The following is a 16,798-nucleotide window of genomic DNA, read 5'->3' as shown; positions in this document are numbered from 1 at the left end:
CACGACAATGGCCCTGTGATCACTTCGCCGCCACGAAGCACGCAGCCGGACAGCGCGACGGAGCGCCCCGGCCGTCCCGAGCGACCCCATCGCCGGGCCGAGGTCTCCCCGTACGTCGACCTCACCCGCGACGAGTGGAGCGCGCTGCGCGAGCGGACCCCGCTCCCCCTCACCGCCGAGGAGGTCGAGCGGCTGCGCGGTCTCGGCGACGTCATCGACCTCGACGAGGTCCGGGACGTCTACCTGCCGCTCTCCCGCCTCCTCAACCTCTACGTCGGCGCCACGAGCAACCTCCGCGGCACCCTCAACACCTTCCTCGGCGACGCCGGCAACGGCCACGGCGCCCAGCAGGGCACCCCCTTCGTCATAGGGGTCGCCGGCTCCGTCGCCGTCGGCAAGTCCACCGTGGCCCGCCTGCTCCAGGCCCTGCTCGCCCGCTGGCCCGAACACCCCCGCGTCGAGCTGGTCACCACCGACGGCTTCCTCTACCCCATGAAGGAGCTCCAGCGGCGCGGGCTGACCTCCCGCAAGGGCTTCCCGGAGTCGTACGACCGGCGCGCGCTCACCCGCTTCGTCGCGGACATCAAGGCGGGCAAGGACGAGGTCAGCGCCCCGGTCTACTCGCACCTGATCTACGACATCGTCCCCGGCGAGCAGCTCGTCGTACGCCGCCCGGACATCCTGATCGTCGAGGGGCTCAACGTCCTGCAGCCGGCCCTGCCCGGCACGGACGGCCGTACGCGCGTCGCGCTCGCCGACTACTTCGATTTCAGCGTGTACGTGGACGCCCGGCCCGAGGACATCGAGCGCTGGTACCTCAACCGGTTCCGGAAGCTGCGCGAGACCGCGTTCCAGAACCCGTTCTCCTACTTCCGCAAGTACACCCAGGTCTCCGAGGAGGAGGCCATGGAGTACGCGCAGACCATGTGGCGCACGATCAACAAGCCCAACCTCCTGGAGAACGTCGCCCCCACCCGCGGCCGTGCCACGCTCGTCGTCCGCAAGGGCCCGGACCACAAGGTCCAGAAACTCAGCCTCCGCAAGCTCTGATCCCCCGGCGACCGGGGTGCGGCCCTGCCGCACCTGCGGTTGATCACCCCGGCCGACCGGACCACGGCCGTGATCTCGGCGATCGAGCCGACCGCCGGCGGGTCGATCGCCGTCGAGGACATCGACCTGAAGGCGCTGTGGCGGACCCGGCGCGGCCGCCGGGTCCGCAGGCCGAAGACCTGAGCGGACCGGCCCCGAACGCCGTCGGCCCCGTCCTGGGGAATCCTCCTCAGGACGGGGCCGGCGTACGGGAACCGTGGCCGCTCTAGCCGAGCGCCGACTTCACGGCGTCCGCCAGCCGTCCGGCGACCGCGCGGGCCTGCTCGATGTCGGCGGCCTCGACCATCACTCGTACGAGCGGCTCGGTACCGGACGGACGGAGCAGTACGCGCCCGGTGGTGCCCAGCTCCCGCTCGGCGTCGGCGACGGCCGCGGCCAGCTCGCCGGAGGTCGCGACCCGGGACCTGTCCACGTCGGGAACGTTGATCAGCACCTGCGGCAGCCGCCGCATGACGCCCGCGAGCTCGGCGAGCGAGCGCCCCGTGGCCGCGACCCGCGCCGCGAGCAGCAGGCCGGTGAGCGTGCCGTCGCCGGTCGTGGCGTGGTCGAGGATGATCACGTGGCCCGACTGCTCGCCGCCGAGCGCGTAGCCGTGCTCCTTCATCGACTCCAGCACGTACCGGTCGCCGACACCCGTCTGCACGACCTCGATGCCTTCGCCCTCCATGGCCAGCTTGAAGCCGAGGTTCGACATCACGGTGCCGACGACGGTGTTGCCGCGCAGCTGGCCGGCCTCGCGCATGGCCAGGGCCAGCACCGCGAGGATCTGGTCGCCGTCGATCTCGGCGCCGGCGGCGTCGACCGCGAGGCAGCGGTCCGCGTCGCCGTCGTGCGCGATGCCGAAGTCGGCGGCGTGCTCGACCACGGCCTGCTTGAGGAGCTCCAGGTGGGTGGAGCCGCAGCCGTCGTTGATGTTGAGGCCGTCGGGCTCGGCGCCGATGGTGACGATCTCGGCTCCCGCCCGGGTGAAGGCCTCGGGCGACACGCGGGCGGCCGCGCCGTGCGCCTCGTCCAGGACGATCTTGAGTCCTTCGAGGCGGTTCGGGAGGACCCCGATGAGGTGGGCGACGTACTTGTCGAAACCCTCGTCGTAGTCGGAGACGCGGCCGACGCCGGCGCCGGTGGGCCGGTCCCAGGGGGCGCCGGTGCGGTGCTCCTCGTAGACGGCCTCGATGCGGTCCTCGAGCTCGTCGGCGAGCTTGTGGCCGCCGCGGGCGAAGAACTTGATGCCGTTGTCGGGCATCGCATTGTGGCTGGCGGAGAGCATCACGCCGAGGTCGGCACCCAGCGCACCGGTGAGATACGCCACCGCCGGGGTGGGCAGCACACCGACGCGCAGGACGTCCACGCCCGCGCTCGCGAGGCCGGCGACGACCGCCGCCTCCAGGAATTCGCCGGAGGCGCGCGGGTCGCGGCCGACGACCGCGGTCGCGCGGTGGCCCGCGAAGGTGCCCGCCTCGGCGAGTACGTGGGCAGCTGCCACGGAGAGACCGAGCGCGAGCTCAGCCGTCAGATCCGCGTTGGCGACGCCGCGTACACCGTCCGTCCCGAAGAGTTGTCCCACTGTTGTCCTCCCGAGTTCACACTTCGTTTGTGACCGCTTGTGACATGTATTTGCCGCTTGTGGCGGTAAACGAACCGCCCCGGCAGCACAGAGAGTGCTGCCGGGGCGGTTGTTGCTGAACAGCAGGCGCAGATTAACGCTTGCTGTACTGCGGAGCCTTACGGGCCTTCTTGAGACCGGCCTTCTTGCGCTCGACCGCACGGTCGTCGCGGGAAAGGAAGCCGGCCTTCTTCAGCGCCGGGCGGTTGTTGTCGACGTCCGCCTCGTTCAGGGCGCGCGCCACACCGAGGCGCAGGGCGCCGGCCTGGCCGGAGACGCCGCCACCCGAGATGCGGGCGATGATGTCGTAGCGGTTGTCCAGCTCAAGGAGCTTGAACGGCTCGTTGACTTCCTGCTGGTGCACCTTGTTGGGGAAGTAGTCCTCAAGGGTGCGACCGTTGATCTTCCACTTGCCGGTGCCCGGAACGATCCGGACGCGGGCGATGGCGTTCTTGCGACGGCCCAGGCCGGCGGCCGGCTGGGGGTCGCCGAAGCGGCCGGCAAGGGACTCGGAGGTGTAGTCGCCCTCGACGACGACCTCAGACTCGGTGGTGTACTCCTCGACGCCCTCGAACTCTTCGACGGGGGTCTCGGCGGTGGTCTCGGCCACGATGCTCCTCAGAATTTTCTACGTCTTAGGGGGTGGCCGGAACTACTGCGCGACCTGGGTGATCTCGAACGGCACCGGCTGCTGGGCAGCGTGCGGGTGCTGGTCGCCCGAGTAGACCTTCAGCTTCGAGAGCATCTGACGGCCCAGGGTGTTCTTGGGGAGCATGCCCTTGATGGCCTTCTCGACGGCCTTCTCCGGGTTGTTCGCCAGGAGGTCGTCGTAGCGCACGGAACGCAGACCGCCCGGGAAACCGGAGTGGCGGTACGCCATCTTCTGGGTCGCCTTGTTGCCGGACAGGTGAACCTTGTCGGCGTTGATGATGACGACGAAGTCGCCCATGTCCATGTGAGGCGCATAGGTCGGCTTGTGCTTGCCCCGCAGGAGGGTAGCGGCCTGGGTCGCCAGACGGCCGAGGACAACGTCCTGGGCGTCGATGACGAGCCACTGGCGCGAGATGTCGCCGGGCTTGGGGCTGAACGTACGCACGCGTATGCCTTCGCTTCTTCAGTGGTGGTATCCCAAGGGCGCAAGCCCCCACGGGAAGGTCCTGACAGGGTCACCACGGACGATCACGACAGCCCTCGTTCACATCAGGGACGCAACCCGTGTGAACCGCTGGTCATCGGTCCGGTGGACCGGCGCAAGGCCTTTCACGTGAGAATGAGAAAGCCAATACGCATAACAAACCAGCAGGGTACCCAAGCAGACCCGTACGGGTCAAAACGCGGTCCGCGATGCCGATTCTGCTGGCGTCGCGGCGCACTCCGGTTCGGTCCTGGGTAGGGACCCCGCAGTTGTTACTTGCCCAAGAGTAACCCGACCGGAGCGCAGCGCACGACGCACCAGCAGGATCGCGAGCCCGCACAGGGTGGCGCAGTCCTTGAAGGCGCGCCGCTTGTGGGCCAGTTCGGAGGGCCACGGGATCAGCGCAACCTGGGGCGTCAGGGCCAGCCAGAACCAGGGCGAGCGGGGCATCGACCCCGGCCGCACCGCCGAGGCCAGCAGCAGCGGAAGCACCACCAGCAGGTAGTGGTCGAAGGACGGCCGCGAGACCAGGAATGCGGTGAGCATCACCATGCAGGCCGTCTCCACGAGCCGCAGCTCCCCCGCGTCCGTCTCGTCCCCCGTGCGCCGCCACCGCGTCCAGGCGGCCCACAGCCCCGCCCCGGCCCCCGCGAAGGCCACCAGCACCGCCACCGGCTCCGGCACCCCCAGCCGGGGCAGCACCGCTATGGGAGAGGCGTCCCAGGGCAGCGCGTACGCGTCCTGCCCCTGGAACAGGAACGGCATGGTCTTGGTGAAGAACAGCATGGGGCTGGGCATCATCAGCGCCCCGAGCAGCGACACCCCGAGCGGCACCAGCACGGCCACGGCGAGCCCCCGCCACTGCCGGGCCAGTACGAAGACCAGCCCGATCGGCACCAGCATGGGCTTGCAGGCGATGGCCAGCCCCACCACCAGCCCGGCGGCCGCCCAGGACCGCCGGTGCGCGAGCAGCAGAGCGACCGGCAGCGCGGCCGCCGAGATCGCCGTCCAGTTGCCGATCAGCACGAGGTTCACGTACGGCTTGTAGGCCAGGGCCAGCACCGGGAACCCGACGACCGCGAAGCGCGAGCGCAGCGGCACCGAGAAGATCCGCAGCGCGGCCAGCCACCCGATGCCCAGCAGCCCGGACATCGCCACCGGCAGGCTCCAGCGCAGCACCGCCGTCGGCAGCAGCGCCTCGGGAACGGCCATCAGGACCGCGCTGGGCAGGTACAGGAAGCGCTTGTCCTCGTACGGCGACCCGCCGGCCAGCAGCGTCTGCGCCGCCTTCACCACGAAGGCGTTGTCGGAGCCCCAGTTCTCCCGCAGGCTCGTGGAGACGCAGACCCCCAGGACCACCGCGACGGAGACGAGCTGCCAGGGCCGGGACGCCGGCCGCAGCAGCCAGTCGAGCAGCCGGTTGGCGGGACCGCCGCTCCCCCGCTTCATGAGCCAGATGCCAGGCCGCAGGCCCACAACACCTCCCCCTCACTCCGGCCGAGGGGCCGGTCTCCCCCTAGCGCTTCCGCTCGACCCTACGTTCGTCCCGAACGGGCTCCTGAGACCCACCCCACCGCCGCCCTCGCACCCTTCGGCCCCGGTGGGCCTCAGGGGCTTCGGACGGCTGCGCCGGACTCCGTCCGTCGAACCGGGCCGAACACCCGTCTCAGCGGCGGCGCTCGACGCGCCGCTCGTCCCAGACGGGTTCCTGAGTCTCCCGCACAACACCGTCGGAACCGAAGACCAGGAAACGGTCAAATGTCCGAGCGAACCACCGGTCGTGCGTGACGCACAGCACAGTGCCTTCGTACGACTCCAGACCGTCCTGGAGGGCTTCCGCGGACTCCAGGTCCAGGTTGTCGGTCGGCTCGTCCAGGAGCAGCGCCGTGGTGCCCGCGAGCTCCAGCAGCAGGATCTGGAAACGCGCCTGCTGGCCGCCCGACAGCCGCTCGAAGGGCTGCTCCCCCTGGCGCTCCAGCTCGTACCGGCGCAGGACGGCCATGGCGGGGCCGAGCGGCTTCGCCGCCTCCGTCCACAGGATGTCGACGAGCGTGCGGCCGAAGAGCTCGGGGTGCGCGTGCGTCTGCGCGAAGTGACCGGCGACCACCCGGGCGCCCAGCTTGAAATCACCCGTGTGCTTGACGTCCTCGCCGGCCAGCAGCCGCAGGAAGTGCGACTTCCCGGAGCCGTTCGAGCCGAGCACGGCGACCCGCTCCCCGTAGAAGACCTCCAGCGAGAACGGCTTCATCAGGCCCGTGAGCTCGAGGTTCTCCACGGTCAGCGCGCGCACGCCGGTCCGCCCGCCCTTCAGACGCATCTTGATGTCCTGCTCGCGCGGCGGCTCCGGCGGCGGGCCGGCCTCCTCGAACTTCTGGAAGCGCGTCTGCATCGCCCGGTAGCGCGAGGCCATGTCGGGGCTGCTCGCCGCCTGGTTGCGCAGCCGCAGCACCAGCGCCTTCAGGCGGGCGTGCTCCTCGTCCCAGCGCCGCTTGAGCTCTTCGAAGCGCGCGAAGCGCTCCTTGCGGGCGTCGTGGTAGGTGTCGAAGCCCGAGCCGTGCACCCACACGTCCGTGCCCGTGGGGCTCGGCTCCAGGCTGATGATCTTCTCGGCGGCCCGGGACAGCAGCTCCCGGTCGTGCGATACGAACAGCACGGTCTTGCGGGTGGCCTTGAGCTGCTCCTCCAGCCACCGCTTGCCCGGGACGTCCAGGTAGTTGTCCGGCTCGTCGAGCAGCAGCACCTCGTCCGGCCCGCGCAGCAGCGCCTCCAGCACGAGCCGCTTCTGTTCGCCGCCCGACAGCGTGCGCACCTCGCGGAACTGCGCGGCGTCGTACGGGATGGCCAGGGCGGCCATGGTGCAGACGTCCCACAGGGTCTCGGCCTCGTAGCCCTGTACGTCGGCCCAGTCGCTGAGCGCCTGCGCGTACGCCATCTGGGCGGACTCGTCGTCCACCGTCATGATCAGGTGCTCGGCGTGGTCGACGGCCTTCGCGGCCTCCCGGATCCGGGGCTGGGCCACCGAGACCAGCAGGTCCCGTACGGTCGTCTCGTCCCGTACGGAGCCCACGAACTGCGACATCACGCCGAGGCCGCCGCTGACGGTCGTCCCGCCGCCGTGCGGCTGGAGGTCGCCGGAGATCAGCTTCAGCAGGGTGGACTTGCCGGCGCCGTTCGCCCCGACGAGGGCGACGACCGACCCCTCCCCCACGCGGAAGGAGACGTCGGGGAGCAGGACCCGCCCGTCGGGAAGGTAGTACTCCAGGTGGCTGGCTTCGAGATGTCCCATGCGGGGCATTGTCCAGGCCCGGCGCCGATACGCCCAAACGGATTGGGGCGGCGGTCGCCGGGGATCAGCAGCAGCCGGCGCCCGGGAGGGTGCGCATGTTGCGGGCCTCCTTGCTGCGGGCGGCCAGCAGCTCGTCCGCCGGGTAGCCGACCTCCTCCAGGGTGAGCCCGTGCGGCTTCACCACGTGCACCGAGGAGTCCCGTACGGCGGCCCGCAGGACCTTCCCCGGCCAGTCGGTCGGCCGGTGCCCGTCCCCGACGTGCAGCAGGGCGCCGACCAGCGAGCGGACCATGTTGTGGCAGAAGGCGTCGGCGCGGACCGTCGCGGTGACGATCCCGTCCTCGGCGCGCTCCCAGCCGAGCTGCTGGAGGGTGCGGATGGTCGTGGCGCCCTCGCGCTTCTTGCAGTACGCGGCGAAGTCGTGCTCGCCGAGCAGCGCGGCGGCGGCCTCGTTCATGGCGTCCACGTCGAGCGGCCACTGGTGCCACAGCACGTGCCCGCGGCGCAGCGGGTCCACGCCGCCCTGGTCGTCGCCGACGCGGTAGGCGTACCGGCGCCAGATGGCGGAGAACCGGGCGTTGAAGCCCTCGGGTGCCTCGGCGGCCTTCCACACCCGTACGTCGTGCGGCAGCCGGCCCGCGAGGCGGCGCAGCAGCTTGTCGTGGTGCTCGGCCCACACCTCGTCGCGCACGTCGAACTGCGCCACCTGCCCGCGCGCGTGCACGCCCGCGTCGGTCCGCCCGGCCACGGTCAGCTCGACCGGGTCCGGCAGCCGCATCACGGTCTGCAGGGCCGACTCCAGCTCGCCCTGGACGGTCCGCAGCACGCGCTGCTTCGCCCAGCCGGAGAAGTCCTTCCCGTCGTACGACAGGTCCAGCCGTACCCGGACGTGCCCGGGCTCCACCTCGTCACTCACGCGACAGATCCTCTCAGAAGCTCAAGAACGTCAGGAAACGCAGAACGGGCCCGCCCCGGGAAGGGGCGGGCCCGTTCAGAGCCGATCAAGCAAGCTCGATCCCGGAGCGGGATCAGGCCTCCTTGGTCTCCTCGGCAGCGGGAGCCTCGGCCACGGCCTCGGCGTCCTTCGCGGCGCGCTTGGTGGCGGCCTCGGCCTCACCAGTGGCCTGCTGGGCGACCGTGAGGGCCTCGACCAGCTCGATCACGGCCATCGGGGCGTTGTCGCCACGACGGTTGCCGATCTTGGTGATGCGCGTGTAACCACCGGGGCGGTTCTCGTAGCGCGGGGCGATCTCGGTGAACAGCGTGTGCACGATGCTCTTGTCCGTGATCGTCTGCAGCACCAGGCGACGGTTGTGGATGTCGCCCTTCTTGGCCTTGGTGACCAGACGCTCGGCGTAGGGACGCAGGCGGCGGGCCTTGGCCTCGGTGGTGGTGATGCGGCCGTGCTCGAAGAGCGCCTTCGCGAGGTTCGCGAGAAGGTGCTTCTCGTGCGCGGCGGAACCGCCCAGACGGGCACCCTTTGCGGGACGCGGCATGGTGTTACTCCTTCATTTCTGCACCGGCCGTGTCAGGTACCGGTGTCAGTTCCCCCGCGGCGGCTGCCACGGGAAAGTTCAACGGGTGCTGCTCAGTACTGCTCGGTCTCGACGAAACCGGCGTCCGCGTCGTCGTCGGCGCCGAAGGCGTCGGCGGCGGCGGTCGGGTCGAATCCGGGCGGGCTGTCCTTGAGGGCCAGGCCCATGCCGGCCAGCTTCGCCTTGACCTCGTCGATCGACTTCGCACCGAAGTTGCGGATGTCGAGCAGGTCGGCCTCGGAACGGGCGACGAGCTCACCCACGGAGTGGATGCCCTCGCGCTTGAGGCAGTTGTACGACCGAACGGTGAGCTCGAGCTCCTCGATCGGCAGCGCCAGGTCGGCGGCCAGGGCGGCGTCCGTCGGGGACGGGCCCATGTCGATGCCCTCGGCGTCGATGTTGAGCTCGCGCGCCAGACCGAACAGCTCGACCAGGGTCTTGCCTGCGGACGCCATGGCGTCGCGCGGGCGCATGGCCTGCTTGGTCTCGACGTCGACGATGAGCTTGTCGAAGTCGGTGCGCTGCTCGACTCGGGTCGCCTCGACCTTGTAGGTGACCTTGAGGACCGGGCTGTAGATGGAGTCGATCGGAATGCGGCCGATCTCCTGGCCCAGCTGCTTGTTCTGGACGGCGGAGACGTAGCCGCGACCGCGCTCGACGGTCAGCTCCATCTCCAGCTTGCCCTTGCCGTTGAGCGTGGCGAGGACCAGGTCCGGGTTGTGCACCTCGACACCGGCCGGGGGCGCGATGTCGGCAGCGGTGACCAGGCCGGGACCCTGCTTGCGCAGGTACATCACGACCGGCTCGTCGTGCTCCGAGGAGACGACCAGCTGCTTGATGTTGAGGATGATGTCGGTGACGTCTTCCTTGACACCGGGCACGGTGGTGAACTCGTGCAGGACGCCGTCCACGCGGATGCTGGTGACAGCGGCACCCGGGATCGAGGACAGGAGCGTGCGGCGCAGCGAGTTGCCGAGGGTGTAGCCGAAGCCCGGCTCGAGCGGCTCGATCACGAACCGCGAGCGGTACTCGTCGACGACCTCTTCGGTCAGCGAAGGACGCTGAGCGATAAGCATGTGTGTTCCTTCAGTCGTGGACGCCCACTATTTGACGCCCGACGGGTAAAGCCAGGTACTGCAAGGGTACGGGCGGCACGTCCCCCCGAAGGGGTTCGTACCGCCCGGACACTCAAAGACGCACAAGTGCGTCCGCTGCGTCAGACGCGGCGGCGCTTCGGCGGGCGGCAGCCGTTGTGCGGGGTGGGGGTGACGTCCTGGATCGAGCCGACCTCGAGGCCGGTGGCCTGGAGGGAGCGGATCGCGGTCTCGCGGCCGGAGCCCGGACCCTTGACGAAGACGTCAACCTTGCGCATGCCGTGCTCCTGCGCGCGGCGGGCGGCCGACTCGGCGGCCATCTGCGCGGCGAAGGGGGTGGACTTGCGCGAGCCCTTGAAGCCGACGTGGCCGGCGGAGGCCCAGGAGATCACGTTGCCCGAGGGGTCCGTGATCGAGACGATCGTGTTGTTGAACGTGCTCTTGATGTGGGCGTGCCCGTGAGCGACGTTCTTCTTTTCCTTGCGGCGCACCTTCTTGGCAGCGCCCTGACGACCCTTGGGGGGCATCTAAATCTCCTACGGGAGGTGGTCGGTCCTACAGCGCAAGACCGCTGAACAGGACTACTTCTTGCCCGGCTTCTTCTTACCGGCGATCGCGCGACGCGGGCCCTTGCGGGTACGCGCGTTCGTGCTGGTGCGCTGACCGTGCACCGGCAGGCCACGACGGTGGCGGATGCCCTGGTAGCACTGGATCTCGATCTTGCGGCGGATGTCGCCCTGGATCTCGCGGCGGAGGTCACCCTCGGTACGGAGGTTGGCGTCCACGTACTCGCGGATCTTGACGAGGTCCTCTTCGGCCAGGTCACGAACGCGGGTGTTCGGGTTCACGCCGGTGGAGGCGAGGATCTCCTTGGACCGGGTGCGCCCGATACCGAAGACGTAGGTGAGTGCGATCTCCACACGCTTTTCGCGCGGGATGTCAACACCGGAAACGCGTGCCATTCAATGGCTCCTGTGTGTTCGGGGGTCTTCCGCAGAACCATTCCCGACCGCCGACCACACCTGATGGGTGGTGGTACGTCCGGGTCCCCGGCCCCCGCCGGAGGTGCCGCCGGCCCCTCTCAGGGCTGGGCGGGCTCTGCGTATGTACGTTTTCTTACGTCGCGCGAAGAACTGCGTAGTGCAGGTCGGTCGGCGTGCGTCAGCCCTGGCGCTGCTTGTGGCGCAGGTTGTCGCAGATGACCATGACCCGACCGTGACGGCGGATCACCTTGCACTTGTCGCAGATCTTCTTGACGCTCGGCTTGACCTTCATGTTGGTGAGGTTCTCCGGGTCAGTGCCACCACCCGCGCCGGGACGAGATGTCCAGGCCGGAGTGAAGACAAGATCTACTTGTATCGGTAGACGATCCGGCCACGCGTCAGGTCGTACGGAGACAGCTCCACAACGACCCGGTCATCCGGGAGGATGCGGATGTAGTGCATACGCATCTTGCCGCTGATGTGCGCGAGGACCTTGTGACCGTTCTGCAGTTCCACCTTGAACATCGCGTTCGGGAGGGACTCGATCACGGTGCCCTCGATTTCGATGGCACCTTGCTTCTTGGCCACGCTTCGCCCTTCGAATCGGCTACCTTGATCAGCTCCCTGCCTTCGCATGAGGACATGCGGGTGCAAAGGAGCCGACGAGTCAGTCTACGTCAGGGCACCCAGAAAGACGAATCCGGAAAGTTTGCCCTACAGCGTAGATCATTAACCAAGAGGATCCGGCGCAGTGGTCACGCCGTACTCCGCCAGCTTCGCCTTGCCGCAGTCCGGGCTCGTCAGGACGATGGGCCCGGCCTCGGTCAGGGCGATGGAGTGCTCCCAGTGCGAGGACCAGGTGCCGTCCGTCGTGATGACCGTCCAGTCGTCCGCCAGCACCTCCGTCTGCGGGGTGCCCAGGGAGACCATGGGCTCGATCGCCAGGCAGACGCCCGGGACCAGCTTGATGCCCTTGCCGCGCTTGCGCGAGACGTAGTTCAGCAGGTGGGGGTCCATGTGCATCTCGGACCCGATGCCGTGGCCGCCGTAGTCCTCGATGATCCCGTACTTGCCGGTCGCCGGCCGCGGCTGGCGGCGGATGTAGCCCTCGATCGCCTTGGAGATGTCCACGAGGCGGTTGCCGAGCTTCATCGCGGCGATGCCGGCCCACATCGACTCCTCGGTCACCCGGGAGAGCTCGATGAGCTCAGGAGCGTGACCCGTGCCCACGAAGGCGGTGTACGCCGCGTCGCCGTGCCAGCCGTCGACGATGGCGCCGGCGTCGATCGAGATGACGTCGCCGTCCTTGAGGACCGTCTTGTCGTCCGGGATGCCGTGCACGACGACCTCGTTCACGGACGTGCAGATCGTCGCGGGGAAGCCGCCGTAGCCCAGGAAGTTCGACTTGGCCCCGGCATCCGCGATGACCTTGCGGGCCACCATGTCCAGATCCCGCGTCGTGGCGCCCGGTACGGCCGCCTCACGGGTCGCCGCGTGGATCGCGGCGACGACCAGCCCTGCCTCGCGCATCTTCGCGATCTGCTCGGGGGTCTTGATCTGGACCATGGGTAGTGCCTTCCACCTTCGGACTTCGGATCTGCGTTGTTCAGGTCGTCTCAACAGTAAGGCCGCGGGGTCCTGGGGACACCGCGGCCTTACTGCTCGTCACAAGGATCGCTACTTCTTGAGCGCGTCCATCGCACGCTGCGTGACGTCCGCGACCTCACCGAGGGCGGGGATGGTCACCAGCAGGCCCTGGGCCTTGTAGTAGTCGATGATCGGCTCGGTCTGCGTGTGGTAGACCTCGAGCCGGTTGCGGACCGTGGCCTCGGAGTCGTCGTCACGCTGGTACAGCTCGCCGCCGCAGGTGTCGCAGACGCCGTCGGCCTTCGGCGCCGCGTACACGACGTGGAAGACGTGCGCGGAGTCGTTCCGGCAGATCCGGCGGCCGGCGATGCGCTTGACGACCTCGTCCTCCTCGACCTCCAGGTCGAGGACGGCGTCCAGCTTCATGCCGGCCGTCTGCAGCATCCCGTCGAGCGCCTCCGCCTGGGAGACGTTGCGCGGGAAACCGTCCAGCAGGAAGCCGTTCACGGCGTCCGGCTGCTCCATGCGGTCCTTGGCCATGCCGATGGTGATCTCGTCGGGGACGAGGTCACCGGCGTCCATGAACGCCTTCGCGCGCTGGCCCAGCTCGGTGTTCTGGCTGATGTTGGCGCGGAAGAGGTCGCCCGTGGAGATGTGCGGGATCGACAGGTTCTTCGCAAGGAACGCGGCCTGCGTTCCCTTGCCCGCACCGGGCGGTCCGACGAGGACGATTCGCATCAGCGGAGGAACCCTTCGTAATTGCGCTGCTGGAGCTGGCTCTCGATCTGCTTCACGGTTTCCAGACCCACACCCACGATGATGAGGATGCTCGTCCCGCCGAACGGGAAGTTCTGGTTCGCTCCGAAGCCGGCCAACGCCATCGTCGGCACAAGAGCGATGAGACCCAGGTACAGCGACCCCGGCCAGGTGATCCGGTTGAGCACGTAGCTCAGGTACTCGGCGGTGGGTCGACCGGCGCGGATACCCGGGATGAACCCACCATACTTCTTCATGTTGTCTGCAACTTCCTCGGGGTTGAAAGAAATCGCCACGTAGAAGAACGCGAAGAAGACGATCAGGAGGAAGTAGGCCGCGATGTAGTACGGGTGGTCGCCCTTGACGAAGTGCTTCTGGATCCAGACGGCCCAGCCGGCGGTCGAACCGCTGAACTGCACGATCAGCGCCGGGATGTACAGCAGCGACGAGGCGAAGATGACCGGGATGACACCGGCCTGGTTCACCTTGAGCGGGATGTACGTCGAGGTGCCCCCGTACGCGCGGCGGCCGATCATGCGCTTCGCGTACTGGACCGGAATCCGACGCTGCGCCTGCTCCACGAAGACGACGAGCGCGACCATGGCCAGGCCGACGAGGATGACCACGCCGAACTCGACCCAGCCGTCGGCGATCTTGCCCTGGAGCTTGATCTGCCACAGGGCGCCCATGAAGCCGGCGGCGATCGAGATGAACATCAGGATCGACATGCCGTTGCCGATGCCGCGGTCGGTCACGAGCTCACCGAGCCACATGACGACGCAGGTGCCGGCGGTCATCGTGATGACCATGACGATGGTGGTGAAGATCGACCGGTTCGGGACGATCTGGCTGGCGACCTGGCAACCCTGGAAGAGGGCGCCAGTGCGGGCGGTGGCGACGAGGCCGGTGCCCTGCAGGATCGCGAGTGCGACCGTCAGATAGCGCGTGTACTGAGTGATCTTCGCGGTGCCGGACTGACCCTCTTTTTTGAGGTTCTCCAGCTTCGGGATGACCACGGTCAGCAGCTGCAGGATGATGCTCGCCGTGATGTACGGCATGATGCCGAGCGCGAAGATCGTGATCTGCAGCAGCGCACCGCCGCTGAACATGTTGACGAGACCGAAGAGGCTGTTGCTGCTCCCGGCCTGGTCGACACAGATCTGAACGTTCTTGTAGCTCACGCCGGGTACCGGGATGTGGGACCCGAGCCGGAACAGCACGATGATGCCGAGCGTGAAGAGCAGCTTCTTGCGCAGGTCGGGCGTCTTGAACGCCCGGGCGAACGCGGTGAGCACGGTGCCTCCTGCGACCCCCGCGCTACTGCGTCAGAGGTGACGGTCTGAGGGATCGACGAATACGTACAAGCAAAGGTGCAGGCCACCTTACCGGCGACTGCGCCCCCCGTGGAACGACCAACCGGGGATGCCCCATTTGTGAGGCATCCCCGGTCGGGTTTCTAGCTATCTGTCACCTGGTTCGTCTTAGACGAGCTCGGTGACGGTGCCGCCGGCAGCGGCAATCTTCTCCTTGGCGGAGGCGGAAACGGCGTCAACCGAGACCGTCAGCGCCACAGAGATCTCGCCCTGGCCCAGGACCTTGACGAGGCTGTTCTTGCGCACCGCGCCCTTGGCGACCAGGTCGGCCACCGTGACCTCTCCACCCTCGGGGTAGAGAGCGCCGAGCTTGTCCAGGTTGACAACCTGGAACTCGGTGCGGAACGGGTTCTTGAAGCCCTTGAGCTTCGGCAGACGCATGTGGAGGGGCATCTGCCCACCCTCGAAGCGCTGCGGGATCTGGTAACGGGCCTTCTGGCCCTTCGTACCACGACCGGCCGTCTTACCCTTCGACGCCTCACCACGACCGACACGGGTCTTCGCGGTCTTGGCGCCGGGGGCGGGACGGAGGTTGTGGGCCTTCAGCGGGCTGTTCTCAGCCATGATTAGTCAACCTCCTCAACCGTCACGAGGTGGCGGACGGTGTGAACCATTCCGCGGAACTCGGGGCGGTCCTCCTTGACGACCACGTCGTTCAGGCGCTTGAGCCCGAGCGAACGCAGTGTGTCGCGGTGGTTCTGCTTGCTGCCGATGTACGACTTCGTCTGCGTGATCTTGAGGCGGGCCATTAGACACCCGCCCCGGCACGTGCACGAAGGAGAGCCGCGGGGGCGACGTCCTCGAGGGGCAGACCACGGCGAGCCGCGATCTCCTCAGGACGCTGCAGGCCCTTGAGGGCCGCCACGGTCGCGTGCACGATGTTGATCGCGTTGTCGGAGCCCAGGGACTTCGACAGGATGTCGTGAACGCCGGCGCACTCCAGAACGGCGCGCACCGGGCCACCGGCGATAACACCGGTACCGGGGGAAGCAGGCTTCAGCAGGACAACGCCGGCCGCCTTCTCGCCCTGGATCGGGTGCGGGATGGTGCCCTGGATGCGCGGAACCTTGAAGAAGCTCTTCTTGGCTTCCTCGACACCCTTGGCGATGGCCGCGGGAACTTCCTTGGCCTTGCCGTAACCGACACCTACAGTGCCGTCACCGTCGCCCACCACGACCAGCGCGGTGAAGCTGAAGCGGCGACCACCCTTGACAACCTTGGCGACGCGGTTGATCGCGACAACGCGCTCAACGTAAGCGGTCTTCTCGGCGGCAGGGCCACCGTCGCGACCCTTCCGGTCCCGCCGCTCGCCGCCACCGGCACCGCTTCCGCGGCGCTGGGGTCCAGCCATTGGATTACCTCTCTCTGTTACGTCCGTGAGTCCCGGAACCGGGGCTTAGAACTTCAGCCCGGCTTCGCGGGCGGCGTCAGCCAGAGCGGCAATGCGCCCGGCGTATCGGTTGCCACCGCGGTCGAACACGACGGTCTCGACACCCGCGGCCTTGGCACGCTCGGCGACGAGCGCGCCGACAGCCTGGGCCTGCGAGCTCTTGTCGCCTTCGCCACCACGGATCGAAGCGTCCAGGGTCGACGCGGACGCCAGGGTGTGACCCTGGAGGTCGTCGATGACCTGAGCAACGATGTTGCGGTTGGAACGCGTCACGACGAGGCGCGGACGCTCCGCCGTACCCGAGACGTTCTTGCGGATGCGGATGTGGCGGCGAGCCTTGGCCGCGCGCTTGTACGCGTCGCCCTTGGCGATCTTCACACCGTATGCCATGGCTACTTACCAGCCTTTCCGACCTTGCGGCGGATGACTTCGCCGGCGTACTTGACACCCTTGGCCTTGTACGGGTCGGGCTTCCGCAGCTTGCGGATGTTGGCGGCGACCTCGCCGACCTTCTGCTTGTCGATGCCCTCGACCGAGAACTTGGTGGGCGACTCGACCTTGAAGGAGATGCCCTCGGGCGCCTCGATCAGGATCGGGTGGCTGTAACCAAGCTGGAACTCCAGGGAGGAGCCCTTCGCGGCGACGCGGTAACCGACACCGCTGATCTCGAGAGCCTTGACGTATCCCGTGGTCACACCGGTGATCATGTTCGCCACCAGCGTGCGGGACAGGCCGTGCAGGGCCTTGTTCTGACGCTCGTCGTTGGGGCGGGTGACGTTCAGAACGCCGTCCTCACCCTTGACGATCTCGATCGGCGCGGCGACGGTGTGCGAAAGGAGACCCTTGGGGCCCTTCACTGCGACCGTGCGGCCATCGATGGTGACGTCCACACCGGCGGGAACCTGGATGGGGAGCTTGCCGATTCGCGACATTGCTTTTCCTCCGT

21 protein-coding genes are annotated in these 16,798 nt (G+C 68.2%); 1 reads left to right on the top strand and 20 read right to left on the bottom strand.

Translation table 11 applies throughout. The features are described 5' to 3' along the window. Positions 1-15 precede the first annotated feature (15 nt). A complete protein-coding gene (gene coaA, locus ACFXGI_RS22810) occupies positions 16-1,050 on the top strand; it encodes a type I pantothenate kinase (RefSeq protein WP_030864396.1) in 1,035 nt (344 codons plus the stop codon). Between the two features lie 265 nt (positions 1,051-1,315). Here the strand turns inward: coaA and glmM are convergent, their stop codons facing one another. The 20 genes from glmM to rplF form a co-directional block, all read right to left on the bottom strand. Continuing rightward, complete coding sequence (glmM, locus tag ACFXGI_RS22805) at positions 1,316-2,674, bottom strand: phosphoglucosamine mutase (protein WP_384709547.1); 1,359 nt, start codon at positions 2,672-2,674, stop codon at positions 1,316-1,318. 133 nt (positions 2,675-2,807) lie between these two features. Next, positions 2,808-3,323 (bottom strand): 30S ribosomal protein S9, encoded by a 516-nt coding sequence (gene rpsI, locus ACFXGI_RS22800; protein ID WP_030864407.1) that lies wholly within the window; start codon positions 3,321-3,323, stop codon positions 2,808-2,810. Positions 3,324-3,365: 42 nt separating this feature from the next. Continuing rightward, entirely contained in the window at positions 3,366-3,809 is a 444-nt protein-coding gene (gene rplM / locus ACFXGI_RS22795; RefSeq protein WP_384709543.1) for a 50S ribosomal protein L13, read from the bottom strand. Positions 3,810-4,040: 231 nt separating this feature from the next. After that, positions 4,041-5,297, bottom strand: coding sequence for a glycosyltransferase family 87 protein (locus ACFXGI_RS22790; protein ID WP_384709540.1), 1,257 nt, complete (start codon positions 5,295-5,297; stop codon positions 4,041-4,043). 217 nt (positions 5,298-5,514) lie between these two features. Next, complete coding sequence (locus ACFXGI_RS22785; RefSeq protein ID WP_384709537.1) at positions 5,515-7,134, bottom strand: ABC-F family ATP-binding cassette domain-containing protein; 1,620 nt, start codon at positions 7,132-7,134, stop codon at positions 5,515-5,517. A 64-nt stretch (positions 7,135-7,198) separates the two neighbouring features. Further along, entirely contained in the window at positions 7,199-8,050 is an 852-nt protein-coding gene (gene truA, locus ACFXGI_RS22780) for a tRNA pseudouridine(38-40) synthase TruA (RefSeq protein WP_384709534.1), read from the bottom strand. Positions 8,051-8,162: 112 nt separating this feature from the next. Beyond that, a complete protein-coding gene (rplQ, locus tag ACFXGI_RS22775) occupies positions 8,163-8,630 on the bottom strand; it encodes a 50S ribosomal protein L17 (RefSeq protein WP_030298228.1) in 468 nt (155 codons plus the stop codon). Between the two features lie 92 nt (positions 8,631-8,722). After that, positions 8,723-9,745, bottom strand: coding sequence for a DNA-directed RNA polymerase subunit alpha (locus tag ACFXGI_RS22770; protein ID WP_008739666.1), 1,023 nt, complete (start codon positions 9,743-9,745; stop codon positions 8,723-8,725). Between the two features lie 140 nt (positions 9,746-9,885). Next, positions 9,886-10,290, bottom strand: coding sequence for a 30S ribosomal protein S11 (gene rpsK, locus ACFXGI_RS22765; protein ID WP_003956432.1), 405 nt, complete (start codon positions 10,288-10,290; stop codon positions 9,886-9,888). 54 nt (positions 10,291-10,344) lie between these two features. Next, positions 10,345-10,725, bottom strand: a complete 381-nt coding sequence (rpsM, locus tag ACFXGI_RS22760) for a 30S ribosomal protein S13 (RefSeq protein ID WP_007265919.1) — start codon at positions 10,723-10,725, stop codon at positions 10,345-10,347. 199 nt (positions 10,726-10,924) lie between these two features. Continuing rightward, positions 10,925-11,038, bottom strand: coding sequence for a 50S ribosomal protein L36 (gene rpmJ, locus ACFXGI_RS22755; protein ID WP_003956441.1), 114 nt, complete (start codon positions 11,036-11,038; stop codon positions 10,925-10,927). A 74-nt stretch (positions 11,039-11,112) separates the two neighbouring features. Beyond that, positions 11,113-11,334, bottom strand: coding sequence for a translation initiation factor IF-1 (infA, locus tag ACFXGI_RS22750; protein WP_003956442.1), 222 nt, complete (start codon positions 11,332-11,334; stop codon positions 11,113-11,115). Positions 11,335-11,475: 141 nt separating this feature from the next. Further along, positions 11,476-12,312, bottom strand: a complete 837-nt coding sequence (map, locus tag ACFXGI_RS22745) for a type I methionyl aminopeptidase (protein WP_030154708.1) — start codon at positions 12,310-12,312, stop codon at positions 11,476-11,478. Between the two features lie 111 nt (positions 12,313-12,423). Continuing rightward, positions 12,424-13,071, bottom strand: coding sequence for an adenylate kinase (locus ACFXGI_RS22740; RefSeq protein ID WP_327133219.1), 648 nt, complete (start codon positions 13,069-13,071; stop codon positions 12,424-12,426). Further along, the gene (secY, locus tag ACFXGI_RS22735) at positions 13,071-14,384 is read right to left on the bottom strand and encodes a preprotein translocase subunit SecY (RefSeq protein ID WP_384709530.1); all 1,314 of its coding nucleotides are present in this window, start codon (positions 14,382-14,384) and stop codon (positions 13,071-13,073) included. Before secY ends, ACFXGI_RS22740 begins: the two co-directional genes overlap by 1 nt. A 186-nt stretch (positions 14,385-14,570) precedes the next feature. Next, positions 14,571-15,026, bottom strand: coding sequence for a 50S ribosomal protein L15 (rplO, locus tag ACFXGI_RS22730; RefSeq protein ID WP_030154704.1), 456 nt, complete (start codon positions 15,024-15,026; stop codon positions 14,571-14,573). Positions 15,027-15,028: 2 nt separating this feature from the next. Next, positions 15,029-15,211, bottom strand: coding sequence for a 50S ribosomal protein L30 (gene rpmD / locus ACFXGI_RS22725; protein WP_005313525.1), 183 nt, complete (start codon positions 15,209-15,211; stop codon positions 15,029-15,031). After that, positions 15,211-15,813, bottom strand: coding sequence for a 30S ribosomal protein S5 (gene rpsE, locus ACFXGI_RS22720; RefSeq protein ID WP_384709527.1), 603 nt, complete (start codon positions 15,811-15,813; stop codon positions 15,211-15,213). The genes rpmD and rpsE overlap by 1 nt, the downstream gene beginning before the upstream one ends. A 45-nt stretch (positions 15,814-15,858) precedes the next feature. Then, positions 15,859-16,242 (bottom strand): 50S ribosomal protein L18, encoded by a 384-nt coding sequence (gene rplR, locus ACFXGI_RS22715; RefSeq protein ID WP_030008471.1) that lies wholly within the window; start codon positions 16,240-16,242, stop codon positions 15,859-15,861. A gap of 2 nt (positions 16,243-16,244) precedes the next feature. After that, entirely contained in the window at positions 16,245-16,784 is a 540-nt protein-coding gene (gene rplF, locus ACFXGI_RS22710; protein WP_384709524.1) for a 50S ribosomal protein L6, read from the bottom strand. Between the last annotated feature and the right edge of the window lie 14 nt (positions 16,785-16,798).

The sequence above is a fragment of the Streptomyces sp. NPDC059355 genome, from assembly GCF_042752335.1.
GTDB lineage: Bacteria > Actinomycetota > Actinomycetes > Streptomycetales > Streptomycetaceae > Streptomyces.
This window is presented reverse-complemented; position numbering and strand designations above follow the sequence as displayed.

Bases quoted from the DNA above. Each gene is read 5' to 3' on its own strand.
- ACFXGI_RS22790 (WP_384709540.1), bottom strand. From the start codon at position 5,297: ATGAAGCGGGGGAGCGGCGGTCCCGCCAACCGGCTGCTCGACTGGCTG.
- ACFXGI_RS22785 (WP_384709537.1), bottom strand. From the start codon at position 7,134: ATGGGACATCTCGAAGCCAGCCACCTGGAGTACTACCTTCCCGACGGG.
- rplQ (WP_030298228.1), bottom strand. From the start codon at position 8,630: ATGCCGCGTCCCGCAAAGGGTGCCCGTCTGGGCGGTTCCGCCGCGCAC.
- ACFXGI_RS22770 (WP_008739666.1), bottom strand. From the start codon at position 9,745: ATGCTTATCGCTCAGCGTCCTTCGCTGACCGAAGAGGTCGTCGACGAG.
- rpsK (WP_003956432.1), bottom strand. From the start codon at position 10,290: ATGCCCCCCAAGGGTCGTCAGGGCGCTGCCAAGAAGGTGCGCCGCAAG.
- rpsM (WP_007265919.1), bottom strand. From the start codon at position 10,725: ATGGCACGCGTTTCCGGTGTTGACATCCCGCGCGAAAAGCGTGTGGAG.
- rpmJ (WP_003956441.1), bottom strand. From the start codon at position 11,038: ATGAAGGTCAAGCCGAGCGTCAAGAAGATCTGCGACAAGTGCAAGGTG.
- map (WP_030154708.1), bottom strand. From the start codon at position 12,312: ATGGTCCAGATCAAGACCCCCGAGCAGATCGCGAAGATGCGCGAGGCA.
- ACFXGI_RS22740 (WP_327133219.1), bottom strand. From the start codon at position 13,071: ATGCGAATCGTCCTCGTCGGACCGCCCGGTGCGGGCAAGGGAACGCAG.
- rplO (WP_030154704.1), bottom strand. From the start codon at position 15,026: ATGGCTGAGAACAGCCCGCTGAAGGCCCACAACCTCCGTCCCGCCCCC.
- rpmD (WP_005313525.1), bottom strand. From the start codon at position 15,211: ATGGCCCGCCTCAAGATCACGCAGACGAAGTCGTACATCGGCAGCAAG.
- rpsE (WP_384709527.1), bottom strand. From the start codon at position 15,813: ATGGCTGGACCCCAGCGCCGCGGAAGCGGTGCCGGTGGCGGCGAGCGG.
- rplR (WP_030008471.1), bottom strand. From the start codon at position 16,242: ATGGCATACGGTGTGAAGATCGCCAAGGGCGACGCGTACAAGCGCGCG.
- rplF (WP_384709524.1), bottom strand. From the start codon at position 16,784: ATGTCGCGAATCGGCAAGCTCCCCATCCAGGTTCCCGCCGGTGTGGAC.